The 15,544-nt window shown below is 45.1% G+C and carries 13 protein-coding genes; 11 read left to right on the top strand and 2 right to left on the bottom strand.

Annotation, left to right across the window (positions count from 1 at the left end; all coding sequences use genetic code 11):
• Window positions 1–18: 18 nt before the first annotated feature.
• Window positions 19–1,362, top strand: coding sequence for an MATE family efflux transporter (locus C7475_RS23755; protein WP_110055908.1), 1,344 nt, complete (start codon window positions 19–21; stop codon window positions 1,360–1,362).
• Window positions 1,363–1,479: 117 nt separating this feature from the next.
• The gene (locus tag C7475_RS23760) at window positions 1,480–1,677 is read left to right on the top strand and encodes a hypothetical protein (protein ID WP_110055909.1); all 198 of its coding nucleotides are present in this window, start codon (window positions 1,480–1,482) and stop codon (window positions 1,675–1,677) included.
• Here the strand turns inward: C7475_RS23760 and C7475_RS23765 are convergent.
• Window positions 1,654–2,343, bottom strand: a complete 690-nt coding sequence (locus C7475_RS23765; RefSeq protein WP_110055910.1) for a hypothetical protein — start codon at window positions 2,341–2,343, stop codon at window positions 1,654–1,656. The genes C7475_RS23760 and C7475_RS23765 overlap by 24 nt on opposite strands.
• Before the next feature lie 224 nt (window positions 2,344–2,567).
• Between C7475_RS23765 and C7475_RS23770 the strand changes: the two genes are divergently transcribed.
• The 7 genes from C7475_RS23770 (at window position 2,568) to C7475_RS23800 (ending at window position 12,539) form a co-directional block, all read left to right on the top strand.
• On the top strand, window positions 2,568–2,813 hold the full coding sequence (locus tag C7475_RS23770; RefSeq protein WP_110055911.1) for a hypothetical protein: 246 nt from the start codon (window positions 2,568–2,570) through the stop codon (window positions 2,811–2,813).
• A 173-nt stretch (window positions 2,814–2,986) separates the two neighbouring features.
• Complete coding sequence (locus C7475_RS23775; protein ID WP_110055912.1) at window positions 2,987–3,694, top strand: 16S rRNA (uracil(1498)-N(3))-methyltransferase; 708 nt, start codon at window positions 2,987–2,989, stop codon at window positions 3,692–3,694.
• A 144-nt stretch (window positions 3,695–3,838) separates the two neighbouring features.
• Complete coding sequence (locus C7475_RS23780; protein ID WP_146217637.1) at window positions 3,839–4,414, top strand: sigma-70 family RNA polymerase sigma factor; 576 nt, start codon at window positions 3,839–3,841, stop codon at window positions 4,412–4,414.
• 68 nt (window positions 4,415–4,482) lie between these two features.
• Window positions 4,483–5,355 carry a FecR family protein gene (locus C7475_RS23785; RefSeq protein ID WP_110055914.1) on the top strand — a complete coding sequence of 291 codons (873 nt, stop codon included), beginning with the start codon at window positions 4,483–4,485 and terminating at the stop codon, window positions 5,353–5,355.
• Between the two features lie 269 nt (window positions 5,356–5,624).
• A complete protein-coding gene (locus C7475_RS23790) occupies window positions 5,625–8,903 on the top strand; it encodes a SusC/RagA family TonB-linked outer membrane protein (RefSeq protein ID WP_233259943.1) in 3,279 nt (1,092 codons plus the stop codon).
• Window positions 8,904–8,920: 17 nt separating this feature from the next.
• A complete protein-coding gene (locus tag C7475_RS23795) occupies window positions 8,921–10,537 on the top strand; it encodes a RagB/SusD family nutrient uptake outer membrane protein (protein ID WP_110055915.1) in 1,617 nt (538 codons plus the stop codon).
• A 1-nt stretch (window position 10,538) separates the two neighbouring features.
• On the top strand, window positions 10,539–12,539 hold the full coding sequence (locus tag C7475_RS23800; protein ID WP_110056134.1) for a glycoside hydrolase family 127 protein: 2,001 nt from the start codon (window positions 10,539–10,541) through the stop codon (window positions 12,537–12,539).
• Between the two features lie 223 nt (window positions 12,540–12,762).
• On the opposite strand, the gene C7475_RS23805 is transcribed toward C7475_RS23800, so the two are convergent.
• The gene (locus C7475_RS23805; RefSeq protein ID WP_110055916.1) at window positions 12,763–13,785 is read right to left on the bottom strand and encodes a quinone-dependent dihydroorotate dehydrogenase; all 1,023 of its coding nucleotides are present in this window, start codon (window positions 13,783–13,785) and stop codon (window positions 12,763–12,765) included.
• A 129-nt stretch (window positions 13,786–13,914) separates the two neighbouring features.
• On the opposite strand from C7475_RS23805, the gene C7475_RS23810 reads away from it, so the two are divergent.
• Both C7475_RS23810 and C7475_RS23815 read left to right on the top strand, forming a co-directional pair.
• Window positions 13,915–14,424, top strand: coding sequence for an RNA polymerase sigma-70 factor (locus C7475_RS23810; protein WP_110055917.1), 510 nt, complete (start codon window positions 13,915–13,917; stop codon window positions 14,422–14,424).
• 148 nt (window positions 14,425–14,572) lie between these two features.
• Window positions 14,573–15,529 carry a FecR family protein gene (locus C7475_RS23815; RefSeq protein ID WP_110055918.1) on the top strand — a complete coding sequence of 319 codons (957 nt, stop codon included), beginning with the start codon at window positions 14,573–14,575 and terminating at the stop codon, window positions 15,527–15,529.
• Window positions 15,530–15,544: the final 15 nt, after the last annotated feature.

Here is a 15,544-nt window from a genome sequence, read left to right on the forward strand (position 1 = left end):
TAATTTCCCGTTATCACTATGTGGACTAAATATCGTCTGTACTACAAAGACAATTTCCGGTTAGCATATCCCGTCGTTATTTCCCAGCTGGGACATGTACTGGTAGCTTTTTCTGATACAGTTATCATCGGTCATACCGGAGATGTTCCGCTGGCGGCAGTAGCGCTTGGCAGCAGCCTGTTTTCAATATTCATGGTGGTAGGCATCGGTATGTCTTATGGCCTCACTCCATTGATTGCACAGGAACATGGACGGAAGAACCTTGCCCAATGCGGTTTCCTATTACGTCATAGCCTCGTTATCAATATCGTGCTGGGATTACTATTGTCAGCCACTATCATAGTGGGCAGCAATTACCTGCATCTGCTTGGACAGGAGGAAGAGGTACGTGTATTGGCCAGGCCGTTCTTTCAATTATTGGGTGTTTCCTTTTTCCCGCTGATGATCTTCCTGACCTTCAAACAATTTGCAGAAGGATTAGGATTTACCAGGCAGGCGATGAACATCAGTATTATCGGCAATGTGCTGAACATAATAATAGGCATTACGTTGGTATATGGACTATTTGGAGCGCCTAAACTGGGCGTGATAGGCGTGGGTATCAGTACGCTGACAGACCGGGTTCTGATGGCTGTTGCTATGGCCTGGTATGTGTTGTCATCTCCCCGTTTCAAGGAATACCTGGTCCATTTCCGGCAGCGTTATCTGTCTGTAGCTGCGATCAAACAGATCCTGGGTATCGGTACTCCTGTTGCGCTGCAATACATCTTTGAAGTGAGCGCCTTCAGCAGCGCCATTGTGATGGCCGGCTGGATCGGCGCCAGAGAACAGGCTGCCCATCAGATAGCGATCAATCTTGCGTCTATTACTTACATGATGGCCAGCGGTATTTCTTCTGCGGCGGGTATCAGAAGCGGTAATCATTTTGGCGCAGGAAAGTGGAGGGAGCTAAGATCATCCGCAATTGCCAGTTATCATATGGTACTGGTGATGATGGGTATTACAGCGCTCATCTTTATGGTCGGATGCAGGTTGTTACCGTTGATGTATATCAGTGATACTGCTGTTATCGATATTGCAGCTAACCTGCTCATCATTGCAGCCTTCTTCCAATTGTTTGACGGTACGCAGGTAGTTGGACTTGGAATACTGAGAGGATTAGGCGATGTACGGGTCCCAACTGTGATCACACTGTTGGCGTATTGGGTGTTGGGATTGCCCGTAGGTTACCTGTTGGGAATCTATCTTGGATACGGTGTGCAAGGCATCTGGTGGGGATTACTGATAGGGTTGCTGACTGCGTCGATACTGTTGTTTTTTAGGTTTCAGCATAAGACGAGAGAGGCGATTGCTGGTAAGTGATTGCAGTATTATTATTTGAAATAACAGGTTCTCTGCAAAAGGCGGTTTTATTTATTTTGAAGATGATTAAAATCTTTGTTTTAAATAGAACCGTCTTTTTTTGTTAAATTTGTATAGATGGATAATAAAGAAAAAGAATCTTACAGGAAAAAGATAATTATTAGTGAAATGCTTTTGGCTTTCCTGCTTTTCAATGAAAGGGGTATTGAGGCAGTAGAAGAGACGTATCCCAGGCAAAAAGAATTTGTTTTGGAGAATAAACATAAAAGCATCACAGAAGTAAAGCATCAACTACTGCATTTGCCACACATTTAGCGCAGGGAACTCTATATCAAAAGGCATATTTTTCCCTTGCAGATAAAGTGTCAGATAATGTAAACATTTCCCTTTGCCATTCAGATAAAATTCCCCCATCCATGTGTAGCCGTACTTTTTCCACAATTCAGTGCCTTCTCTAGTTAATAATAATTCTCGAAGAGAACTTTCATTTCTTCCAAACTCCTTTGACCATTTTACAAATTCTATTTGATCATCAGCTGCCATCTTATATCCTACTTTTCCCCAAAAGTAATATCCCAGCCAGGCAGTGTCCTCTCCATGATTCGGGGCGAGTGCGGTTGTTTTAAGTTTTACAAATCGCCTTTTAATGGCCGCTTTTACCTGATTTAAAAATAAACAGGTTCCTATATTTTCCCCCTTTTTATATACAAGCATAAAATGATTATCTATTGTCTTGGATTCGAAATTTATAGTACGTACTACCTCGTATAAATTAGTAAAGACCTTGATATGGATAACGTTTTTAGAACCTGAGATGATTTCTAACCTGCATTCAGTAACCTCCCTGGATGGTATGCCACCACAAAGATTAATCAGGTCTTTCATAGTTAAATTATGCTCGCTTATCAGCGCATATTTGTCATTAATATTATAAACTGGGGTTACTATGTTATCATTTACATAATTCAGTTTATCAGACACAATGGATATTTAAAAGCAATATAGCTTTTTTATCTTGTTTTGATTTGTGTTGCGTGTGTTCTTTACCGATAGAAATATTTTGTGGCATCCATTATAATCGATAAAATCGTAGCGCGATATAGAAAAAATACTAACGAAACGGTGATGTTCAGATCTGCTGAAATTTTTCTCATTATTTGTTAGTATTCTCCCACCATCTTAACTTCAGTAAAACTTATATTATTATGGGGAATGAACAATTTACAGCCTTAATGAAAGGCTTTAACACGTTGAACAAATACGTGAGATTGCTTAGTATCAGTCGCGGGCCGCATCGCAATGTAGCCAGGGCTTTTCAGGAGAAAGTGAGCGCACAGTATGCATCTTTTAAAAAGAAAATGGAAGATCCGCGGTTAACAAAAGCTGAAGCCTGTTTCTTCTGTGTGGAATCGAAGATCCTGAAGGCAATTGATGACGTAATAGGCTATTGACATCACCTCCTTCTCCAGGATCACAAAAGTCTGATTTTGTTATTGCCCCTAAATATATTTTGAACGGCCGTCTCATTACAAATGAGGCGGTTTTTCAGTTATGTTATTTGAAAAATACTCTTTCCCTATTCTCAATCAAGTAACCGATATTTGCAAAAATCCAACAGGCTATCATGTTTTACGCAAAAGATCTAACTCCCGGCGCCGGGCATTACACGATGGACGAACCTACCTCCAAATACTGCATCCAGGTGTTGCGGCATGAGGCAGGCGATGAAGTACAGCTGGCCGACGGTCGTGGGGGACGGTACACCGCTGCTATTACGGATGATAACCGTAAGAAATGCGTTGTGCAGATCAAAGACTATGAACTGATGCCGCCTGTAAAAGCGCCTGTTCGTATTGCTATCTCTTTCACAAAAAATACGTCCCGCATAGAATGGTTCCTGGAGAAAGCGACCGAGATCGGTATGCAGACCATTATTCCCCTGGTGAGCCAGCGTACTGAAAAGGAGAAGTTCCGGGCGGACCGTTTCGAGAATATCCTCGTCTCTGCCATGTTACAGTCGCAGCAGTATTACCTGCCGGAACTAACCGCCCCCGTTACTTTTGAGGCGCTAGTACAACAGCCGCCGGCAGCACAGTTGTTCATCGCCCATTGCCTGCCGGAACAAAAACAGCATCTCTGGCAAGCCATGCAGCCCGGTAAGGATAGTTTACTGCTGATAGGGCCTGAAGGCGATTTTACGCCAGATGAGATCAGACTGGCACTAGAGAAAGGATTTCAACCCGTTTCACTGGGAGACACCCGCCTGCGTACCGAAACTGCGGGAATAGTAGGATGTACGATGATGAATGCTGTGAATGCTACCGCCTCATGATCCCATATAATATATAAAGGAAAAATATAACAGCAGTCGTTTTTCCTGACAACTAATCCCATATTGGAAAAGTAAAGATTTAATTGTAGATTACACACTTATAAGGGTATGTAGAACACATGTTATAGTCTTTATACTTTTCACGTGAAAAACGCACACATTCATCCCGATTCCACTTGTACGGATAACGATCTGTGGTACATGATCAAGGCAGATTCCGTAGACGCTTTTAACGAAGTGTACAGCCGGTATTGGGACCTGTTGTTTCACGTTACCATGAAGCGCCTTCAGGTCAGGGAAATCGCTGAAGAGATCGTACAGGATACCTTTATTATTTTATGGGAGAAAAGACATACTATAGAGATCACCGCCCTGAAACCTTACCTGTTCGCCATTACCCGATACGCCGTATTTCATTACCTGGCCAGTAAACAGACCATTGCCTCCAGGATGAAAGCACTATCTGATATTACTCCTAATGACGCCGATATTGAGTCGCTCGTAAATGACAGGCTCTTATTACAATTGATAGAGACCATCGCCAATGAACTGCCCGAAAAAAGCCGGCAGGTATTCTATTATAATAAGTTACTCGATTATTCCATTCCGCAGGCGGCAGAGACATTTAATATATCTACCAAAACTGCCGAAGGCCACCTCACGAAAGCTCTGAAAATATTACGTCTTAAACTAAGCGCCTTACACTCCACTCTTTTCTGAAAAAAAACTTATTACTGAGCAAGGGTAAATTGTCAGTTGTACACTCTTAATTAATATAACACGGAAATATGCCTGACGATTACATCCATGATCTTGCCCGCAAATGGCTGGCAGGCACCGCTACAAAAGAGGAGACCGATATCCTGATGCAATGGTACGGAAAGGAGGAAATGGATATAGTCAGGAATGAAGAGCGCTCCCGGAAGCGGTATTTGTCGACCGTATGGTGGATGGCTGCCGCTATCATGATAGGCGCCGGGATCTGGGTCTTATATCCGAAGAAGGTTGAAAAGAAACTGGCCGTATACGTCCCTAAAGAACAGCAGAACAGGATCGTGCTGCCCGACAGTTCAATTGTATGGCTGAATGCAGACAGTAAACTGTTGTATAGTGAAGACCTGCAGCATAGGGAAGTTACGTTAAGCGGCGAAGCATTCTTCGATGTAAGGAAAGCTGCTAAACCTTTTGTCATAAAGGCCGGAGGCAGTACTACCACCGTGCTGGGCACCAGGTTCAATATTAAAGCTTATGAAGGAGAACCTACCGCTATCACGGTCGCTTCCGGAAAGATCAAAGTAGAGGACGAACAGAAACGTATATCAGTATTAACAGCCAATGAACAGATCACACTGGAACAAACAACCGACAGTGCGATAGAAAGAACAGTAAACGCAACAGTTTATCACGCCTGGATAAATGGCGGATTTGAAGTGAACAACGAATCATTTGAAGCCATTGCCAACATGTTGAGCAGAAAGTACGATGTGGCTTTCCGCTTTGAAAACGAAGCTTTGAAAAAATGTACATTCATCGCCAGCTTTGATGAACAAACGTCTATGGAAAGGGTACTGGAGCTACTATGTAAGATCAATAATTCCACGTTCCGCATCAGTCAGGATAGAAAGGAAATCTATATAAGCGGAAAAGGGTGTAGCCAATAATATTTCACGAAAAACAAGCAATCCCGTTATGAAACAGACAATCACATTCCCAGGTAATACTACATAAGTTTTTTTCCATACAGGAAAGGGGAAAAACATAGCGCTGTCTGCATCAGAGTCTGCAAACCATATATGCAAACAAGCGCTACGGCTTTGTATTCTATTACATCATACAAAATGCAATTAAAGATATGAAATACTACGGTATTTTGACAGGTATGCCCGTGGGCATTCCGCTCCATTATTTACCAGACCTTTTGTTTAAAATAATGCGAACAGTGATCATGATAGTAATGGTGCTGTGCACAACGGCGTTGTTGCTCGTAGCCCGCAATAGCAGCGGGCAGGACCTGAGTACCGTCATGCTACAGCTTAATATCAGGGAAGGTAAGCTTGACAAGGTATTGAAGCGCATAGAAACACAGGCGCCTTTCTTCTTCATCGTAGATGGTGCTTTGGCGGGCAATACTTCCGTACCTGCACTTGAGAACAAGGAGCGTTCTCTAAAAGATGTGCTGGATGTTTTACTGCTGCCACATGATCTTTTCTATGTGCAGGAAGGCAAGTACATCATCATCAAAAGAATGCCTATGTCTGCCGCTATGCAGGCAGTGGCTCAGGGGCTGCCAGTTCCGGCGGGAATGGCAAAGGTCATTACCGGTATGATAACCGATGAGAAGGGGCAGCCATTGCCGGGTGTTAGTATTGTGGTGAAATCATCTAAAGCAGGTACTATCACAAACGATAAGGGTGTTTTCTCGCTGGAAGCAAAGAATGATGCTGATACACTGCTTATCAGTTATATCGGTTACCGTACGCAGGAAATAGCTGTGAGAGGCCGCAGCCAGCTGAATATCCAGATGGCGTTGAGTGATAACTCGCTGGCAGATGTTGTCGTAATTGGTTATGGCAGCCTGCGGAAAGGCGATCTGACCAGTGCAGTAGCCACTGTAAAGTCGGAGAGCTTTGTAAAAGGAAATGTGCTGGATGCCGGTCAGTTGTTACAGGGTAAAGTGGCCGGGCTTTCTATCGGTACGCCCAGTGGCGACCCTACCAGTACTTCACAGATCCTCCTGCGTGGTAATACAACCCTGCTGGGTGCGAATGCTGATCCGCTGGTACTGATAGACGGTATCCCCGGTGATCTGAAGACGGTGGCTCCGGAAGATATTGAATCGGTGGATGTGTTGAAGGATGGTTCTGCTGCCGCTATTTATGGTACGCGTGGTACTAATGGGGTGATCATTATCACGACCCGCAGGGCCAGTGGTGTTTTTAACAACTCAGTAGAGTATAGCGGTTATGTCAGTACCCAAACCATCGCCCGTAAACCTGAAATGCTGACTGCTGAGGACTACCGGAAGCAGATCGCTGATGGTATCAGGGACGCTTCCTGGGACCAGGGCAGTAATACAGACTGGCTAAAGGAAATATCGCAGACGCCGTTAACACATGTGCATAACCTGACATTGAGGGGTGGGAATACAAAGACAAATTATCTGGCGAATGCGAACTACCGCTCATTGGAAGGGATCATGAAGAAATCGGATAACCGCACATTCACCGGCCGTATTGATATCAATCACAGTATGCTGGATGATAAACTGCGCGTGAATATCGGTATGCTGAGTGCCAATAATAAATACACGACTACCGGCGATGGTATTAGTTTCAACGGGTATACTTACAGACAGGCCATTATCCGTAATCCGACGTCCCCAGCGCGTGATTCTGCCGGTAACTGGTTTGAACAGGCGGGCTTGTTTAACTATGAAAATCCGCTGTCAAGGCTTTACGAAAGCGATGGAAGGAATACTTCTCAAAATACTCGTCTGAACGGATCATTGACATTACTGCCTGTAGAAGGGCTTAAATTGTCCGCTTTATTCTCTTATACCCGTTACAATGAAGACAGGGGATATTCAGAAACAAAGCGGCATATTTCAACACTCAGGGACAGCAGAAACGGCTATGCTTCTGTCGGCACAAAACAAACCATCGACAGGTTGATGGAACTGACGGCACAGTATAATGCCAGCGTCAGAAGACATAAGTTCACTGCACTTGCCGGGTACAGTTACCAGGAGCGTGAGTTGAACAGTCACTGGATGCAGAACTGGGACTTCCCGACAGATCGTTTCACTTATAATAACATCGGTATAGGCCAGGCTTTGAAAGAGGGACTGGCACCGGAATTCAGCGAGAAGCTGGAAACGAACCTGATCGGTTTCTTTGGCAGGGCTACCTATAGTTTTGACGATCGTTACCTGTTGCTGGCTAGCTTACGTCATGAAGCCGCCAGTCAGCTGTATGGTACGCGTAAGCCCTGGGGTACATTCCCGGCTATTTCTGCGGGATGGCGTATCAGCAATGAGGCATTCATGAAAAGACAGACATTGTTCGACGACCTGAAATTACGTGTCGGTTATGGTGTTACGGGTACACAGCCGACAGACCTTTTCCTCGGTGTGGCTATTCTCAGTTATGGTGATTATGTGTATTCTAATGGTGTGTGGATACAGACACTGGGACCATCGCAGAACCCAAATGCTGATCTGAGATGGGAAGAGAAACATGAAACGAATGCAGGATTGGACTTCTCTATACATAGCGGAAGGATCAGCGGTAGTGTAGATTATTATATCCGTCGCATCAATGGTTTGTTGTACGACTACCAGGTGCCGAGTCCTCCGAACCTATATCCGACCACACGTGCGAATGTAGGTAAGATGGAGAATAAAGGACTGGAAGTATTGGTGAACTTTGTTCCCATAAAGACAAAGAATTTTGAATGGAACACCAGTGTGAATTTCTCTACCAACACCAATAAGCTGGTGAACCTTTCCAATAATCTCTACAAGACGACCAACAACTACTTTACCACCGGCAGCACCGGCGAGCCTATTCAGACATTCACACATATTGTGAACATCGGAGATAATATCGGCGACTTCTATGGTTTTAAGGTGATTGATATATCAGCAGATGGTAAGTGGATCTATGAGGGCCGTGATGGTAAGCCTGTTCAGTATGACGACTATCAGCATGCATTTGAGGATAAACGTGTACTGGGTAACGGGCTTCCTAAATACTACGGCGGTTGGAACAATACTTTCCGTTACAAACAGTTTGACCTGAACATCACTATGCGTGGCGCTTTCGATTACCAGATCCTGAATTATCAACGCATGTATTATGAGAATACTGGCCTGCAACAATACAATCGTTTTAAGTCAGCTTATGACAAGGTATTCGGCAAGGCTGTACTGAGTAAGGATATGCCGCTGGAATTTAACAGCTATTATGTGGAGAATGGTGATTTCTGGAAGGTAGATAATATCACGCTGGGGTACAACTTCCGTAATCTGAAACTGAAGTACATGCATTCGGCGCGCGTATATGTATCTACGTTGAACACCTTTGTGATCACCGGTTATAAAGGTATTGATCCGGAGGTGAACAGGCTGGGGCTTGCGCCTGGTAATGACGAGCGGGATAAGTATCCTTCTGTCAGGACATTTACTGTTGGTGTTAATATGAATTTCTGATCCGTTAATCTACTGTTATGAAACAAATAAGCAAGAAGATATTATTGGCAGCGCTATTACTGGTGTGCGCCTGTACTAAATTAAAAGAGACAAGTTATAACGAGATCATCGCCGGGCAATTTGACCCATCACCGGAAGACCTGGCGTCATTGGTAGGGTCAGCGTATGTGAACTGGCGTCTTGTACTGAATGACTGGAATGGCTATTCGCGTATACAGGAAGCTACTTCGGATGAAGTGGTGATCCCTGCGCGTCCCAACGGTTGGGTAGATGGCGGAATCTATCGCCGTCTGCATGAACATAAATGGACGGCGGATGATGATGTTACCATCAATACCTGGAACCGTACTTATGCCGGTATCACTAATTGTAACCGGGTGATCTATCAGTTAGAATCGGGCGGTATTCCTGTAAGTAGTGCTAAGGAAGCAACGCTGGCAGAACTGAAGGTGTTACGGGCATCATATTACTACGTGCTATGTGATGTGTATGGTAATGTGCCCATCGTATCACAGTTTGACGTACCGGAAGGTTTTCTGCCGGAACAGAGCACCCGTAAGCAGGTGTATGAATTCATCATCAAAGAAATAAAAGACAACATCGCACTGCTCAGTGATAAGAACGACGTAACTACTTATGGGAAGTTCAATCAATGGGCTGCATACGCTTTGCTGGCTAAGATGTACCTGAATGCAGAGGTTTATTCGGGAACGCCTGCATGGGATGACTGTATTGCTGCATGTGATGCTATCATTAATTCAGGAAAGGGTTTCATACTGGAACCTGTACAGCGTAGTGTGTTTGTAACGGACAATGAGAATTCCAAAGAGATCATTTTCGCACTGCCATTTGATGAAACGTATGTGACGAACTGGAATGCATTCGACGTTCACATGCAGACATTACAACCGGCCTGCCAGGCTACTTATAATCTTAAATCTACGCCGTGGGGAGGCATTTGCGCTATCCCTCAGTTCATCAATACATTTGATACAGATGACGCGCGGTATCGTGATAACTGGATCAAAGGACAGCAATACAGTGCTGCGGGTGCTGAACTGAACTGCACAATGGGAGCGTATACAGGGAAACCATTGGCGTTTATTAATGAAGTACCTGGTATTGATCTGTCGGAAGAGATCCATGGTTTCCGCCTGGGTAAGTTTGAGATCAAGCAGAAAGCGAATGTACAGTTGAGTAATGACTGGCCATTGTTCCGTTATGCGGATATCCTCATGATGAAAGCAGAAAGTCTATTGAGAAAAGGCAACGCTGCTGATGCGGCTACAATTGTAACGCAGGTGAGGCAACGCAACTTTGCAGATCATCCGCAGAAAGCGATCGTTACAGCGGCGGATCTGGTAAAGGGAAGTGTTTATAATTACGGCTTGCGTAATCATTTGAATCAGACGGTGGAAGGTGGCGCTGATATTCAGTACGGCCGTTTCCTGGATGAACTGGGCTGGGAGTTTACACAAGAGGCCCGTCGCAGGCAGGACCTGATCCGCTTTAAAGTATTTACAAAGAAATCATGGTTTTCGCATGTGTCCAATGGCGACTATAGAACACTCTTTCCCATTCCACGGAATGAAATAAATAAGAATGGAAAACTCAAACAAAACGATGGCTATTAATATGAAAAGACAATTATTATCACTCGCATTGTTGTATGTTATCCCGCTTTGTGCGCAGCAGGCGGATTATCCTGTGAGGGCGGTAGATTTCACAGCTGTGAAACTGACAGACAGCTTCTGGTTACCGCGTGTACGCACTAATCATAGTGTGACCATTCCGGCTTCGTTCGCACGTTGTGAAAGCACAGGCCGTGTGAAGAACTTTGAAATGGCAGCGGCTAAAGAAGGGAAGTTCTGTACGAAATTCCCATTCGATGATACAGATATTTATAAGACCATCGAAGGGGCTTCTTACTCGATGGCTGTTACTCCCGATAAGCGGATGGACGCGTATGTAGATTCACTGATCACGATTGTGGGCAAGGCACAGGAACCGGACGGTTATCTGTATACAGCCAGGACGATCGATCCGGCGCATCCGCATGACTGGTCTGGCCCGGAGCGCTGGGTGAGAGAGCATGAGCTAAGTCATGAGTTATATAACTCCGGACATATGTTTGAAGCCGCCAGTGCACATTATCTGGCAACCGGTAAACGTAATTTCCTGGACATCGCACTGAAGAATGCAGACCTGCTGGTACAGACCTTTGGTCCTGGTAAACGTGGTGTTGCACCCGGACATGAAGTTGTGGAAATGGGACTGGTGCGTTTATATCGTATTACAGGAAAGAAAGAATATTTGCAACTGGCGAAGTTCTTCATTGATGAAAGAGGCAAACGCCAGTATAATGCAAAGAGCAGGAATCAATGGGAGAACGGTAAATACTGGCAGGACCAGGCGCCTGTAGTAGATCAATCCGAAGCAGTAGGACATGCGGTTAGAGCGATGTATCTGTATGCAGCAATGGCCGACATTGCAGCGCTGGAAGGAGATACGGCATATTTGCATGCCATCGACAGGATATGGGATAACATGGCTACCAAGAAGATCTATGTACAGGGTGGTATCGGTGCTATTCCTGAAGGCGAACGTTTTGGAGAAAACTATGAGCTGCCCAATGCCACCGCTTACAATGAGACATGTGCTGCTATCGGTAACGCGTTCTGGAATCAACGTATGTTCCAGTTGCATGGGGATTCGAAGTATATTGACATGCTGGAGAAGATCCTTTACAACGGTTTGATATCGGGTGTAGGACTGGATGGCAAGTCTTTCTTCTACACCAATGCTATGCAGATCAGAAGAGGGGAGCATCATCATAGCATGGAAGCTGGCCGCTCGGGATGGTTTGAGTGTTCCTGTTGCCCGACTAACATGGTGCGCTTTCTACCTTCATTGCCTGGTTATGTTTATGCACAAAAGCAAAAGGATGTGTATGTCAATCTGTTCATCAACAGTACAGCGTCACTCCAGGTTGAAAAGCAGAAAGTAAAGATCACACAATCTAATAACTATCCCTGGGAGGGAGATCTGCGCTTTAATATTGAACCGGCATCAGCTACTGATTTTACACTGAAGATCAGGATACCAGGCTGGGTAAGACAGGAAGCTATTCCCGGAGGCCTTTACCAGTTCAAAGACCGCAAGGCAGCTAATGTCGTGATCAAAGTGAATGGACAACCTGTTACTTATGAACAGGAGCAGGGATACGCTGTGATCAAAAAGAAGTGGAATAAAAAAGATGTCGTGGAAGTAAAGTTGCCAATGGAAACACATGAAGTACTGGCTGATCAGAAAATCAAAGATGATAATGGTAAGGTTGCTATCCAGAGAGGCCCGTTGATGTATTGTGCAGAATGGAAGGATAATGATGGCCGCACCAGCAATCTGTTGTTGCCTGATGTATTTCAGCCTGAAGAAAGAAAGGATATCCTTAATGGTGTGGTGGTATTGAAAGGACAGGGTAAGAGCATCCAGGTGAATGAACAACAGCAGCAGGTGAGCACAGTTCCAAAACAGGTTACATTGATACCGTATTATGCCTGGGCGAACAGGGGAGAAGGAGAAATGAATGTATGGTTCCCTGAAAAGATAGTGGATGTGGATATACTGGCTAAGTAATATTGCCCGGAAAAAAACTCCTGCGAAATCAAAACCGTTTTGTGGAAGAACGGTTTTGATTTCGCAGGAGTTTTTTGTTTTTATGATTACAGCAGGGTTGTAAATAGAACAAATGTCCTCATGGGTTATTTTTGGGATGAAAATAAAAGGTGTATCCGTAAGAATACACCTTCCAATTATATATTAACTTAATTTTAGAATATCCGATCCCGTAGGGAAACTATTACTTCAATCCGTCACAGATCTTCTTCACGATCATTGGTCCTTCGTACACAAATCCAGTATATACCTGCACGAGTGACGCACCTGCGTCCAGTTTTTCCTGTGCATCTTCAGCGGTGAAGATACCGCCTACGGCGATGATAGGAACAGCGCCATTGGTATTTTTATGAATATACCGGATCACTTCCGTGGCCTTTTCTTTCACCGGCAAACCGCTTAGACCACCTGCGCCGATAGCAGCTACTTCTGCCTGCGGCGTTTGTAAGTTCTCCCTGTCTATCGTTGTGTTAGTAGCAACGATACCAGCCAGTTTGGTTTCCTGTACGATTTCTATAATATCATCCAGCTGACTGGTGGTCAGGTCTGGGGCTATTTTCAACAGAATAGGCTTCTGCTTCGGTTTTTGTGTATTCAGCATCTGCAGATGGTGCAGTAACTGTTTTAATGGCTCTTTTTCCTGTAATGCGCGGAGATTAGGTGTATTGGGAGAGCTGACATTCACAACGAAATAATCCACCACATCAAACAGTGCATGGAAACATTTTTCGTAGTCGCTGATAGCCTGTTCATTCGGTGTGATCTTGTTCTTACCGATATTGCCACCTATAATGATATCTGACTTCCTTTTCTGAAGGCGTTTAGCGGCGGCGATGGCGCCTCCGTTATTGAAGCCCATACGGTTAATGAGGGCCTGGTCGGCAGGAAGACGGAACAGGCGGGGCTGATCATTGCCGGGTTGTGCTACCGGAGTGACGGTCCCGATCTCCACGAATCCGAACCCAAGACAGGCCAGTTCGTCGGTGAACCGGGCATCTTTATCGAAGCCGGCTGCCAGGCCTACGGGATTCTTGAAAGTCAGTCCCCATAGTTGTCTTTCGAGGCCTTTACGTTTCGGCTGACAGAAAGAACGGAGGATATTTTTCCCTAGTGGAACACCATGCATCACCTGAAGGCCTTTCATGACCTGGTAGTGAATGCTTTCCGGCGGAAAGCGGAAGAGTATTTTTTTGATAAGATTGTACATGCGGGCACAAAGATAAATAAGTTAGACAATAGTATTCTTTCCTTGAGAGAATACCCTGAAAGAATGATAGTCAGGAGATAACACAACAAAACCCAGTATATATTATATCTTTACGGTGCTTAAATACCAATGCTGAACCGTAGTACATTTGAAGATATCTTTAGAGAACACCACGCCTCCTGCCTGGCATTTGCGGTGCATTATACCGGCAATGTCCATGAGGCGGAAGAGGTGGTGCAGCAGGTATTCCTGCGGCTCTGGGAAAAGCGGGAAACCATTGATATTACGGGCGCTACGAGATCTTACCTTTTTGCAGCCATCCGGAATACTGCTATCAGCAACTGGCGGAAAGAAACGGTGCGACAGGAAAAAGAGCAGGTGGCCGGCGATCTGCGGGCAGGGGACGGACAGTTACAGGCATCGGCCTGGGAACTGGAACGACTCTATCAACAGGCGCTCGAAGTACTGCCCGAACGTTGCCGTGAAGTATTTGTACTCAGCCGGCAGCAACAATTAAAATATGCGGAGATAGCCGACGTCATGAACATATCGGTGAAAACGGTAGAAAATCAGATGGGAAAAGCATTGAAAATCATGCATAAAGAGTTGAAGGAGTACCTGCAGGTGCTATTATTCTGACCTCTTCGAAATATTTTATCCTTCGGGAAAGATCAAATATTTATCCCCTTTATAGGGGCAACCTGCCATAACCTGCGTCTGTTACCATACGAAAGCAACTGTATGCTTTTGCCTGCTTTCATCTGTTATAACTACTACAAACTGTTCGATGACTAAACTATATGCTGATGAGGCGTTATACGCCTTGCTATGTAAATACGTGCTCGGTGAGGCCGATGTCGCTGAACGCCAGTGGGTTGACGACTGGCTGAAGAGTGATGCCAGTCATCCCGTGTTGTTATCAGCACTTGAAAAGTTGCTGGTGGAACAACCGCGACTGGCCGTGACAGCCGCCGACACTGAACGTGCCTGGCAGGCACTTAGTGCCGGCATGGGAGGAAGTGTGGTGACCATCTCCAAATGGCGCCGGTGGTGGATGGCAGCTGCGGTATTACTGATCGCTGCGGTGACTGGTTTATGGCTGGCAGCCCGCAATGGCCGTACGCAACGGTTTACCGGGCCGCTTGTAGCACAATTGAAAGACGGTACTAACGTTCAGTTAGAGGACAATGCCCGCCTGCTGGTACTGGCCGGATTTGGAGACTTGCAACGGGAAGTCTCGCTGGAAGGAAAAGCGGTATTCGATGTAACGCCAGACGCTGACCAGCCGTTTATAATAAAGCTGGGAGAAAGGACCATAAAAGTATTGGGCACCCGTTTTATGGTAGATGCGGCGCCCGGTAAAAATGGCCCATTACGAATACATGTGGATACAGGACAGATCATGGTAATGAACAAAGGCCGTCAGGATAGTGTGGTATTATCGGCCGGTATGCTGCTGGAACAGCAGAACGAAGAATTACCATTCAGGATTGCTACACATGTGGCGGATGCTGCAGGCAGGGAACTGGTATTTACAGATACGCCGCTGTCAGAAGTATTACAAACGCTTGAAGTGATCTATGATATACATGTTACTGCCGATACTGCGTTGCTGCAATTGCTGGTAACAGCCACTTTTACAGGAGAAACAGCGGAGAACGTACTGGCATCTATCGCATTTATGACCAATGCTGGCATAGAGAAAAAAGACACCATAGTAATATTAAAGAAGCATGAAGAATAATTTTTACAACCTTAA

Source organism: Chitinophaga sp. S165 (assembly GCF_003182155.1).
Taxonomy (GTDB): domain Bacteria; phylum Bacteroidota; class Bacteroidia; order Chitinophagales; family Chitinophagaceae; genus Chitinophaga.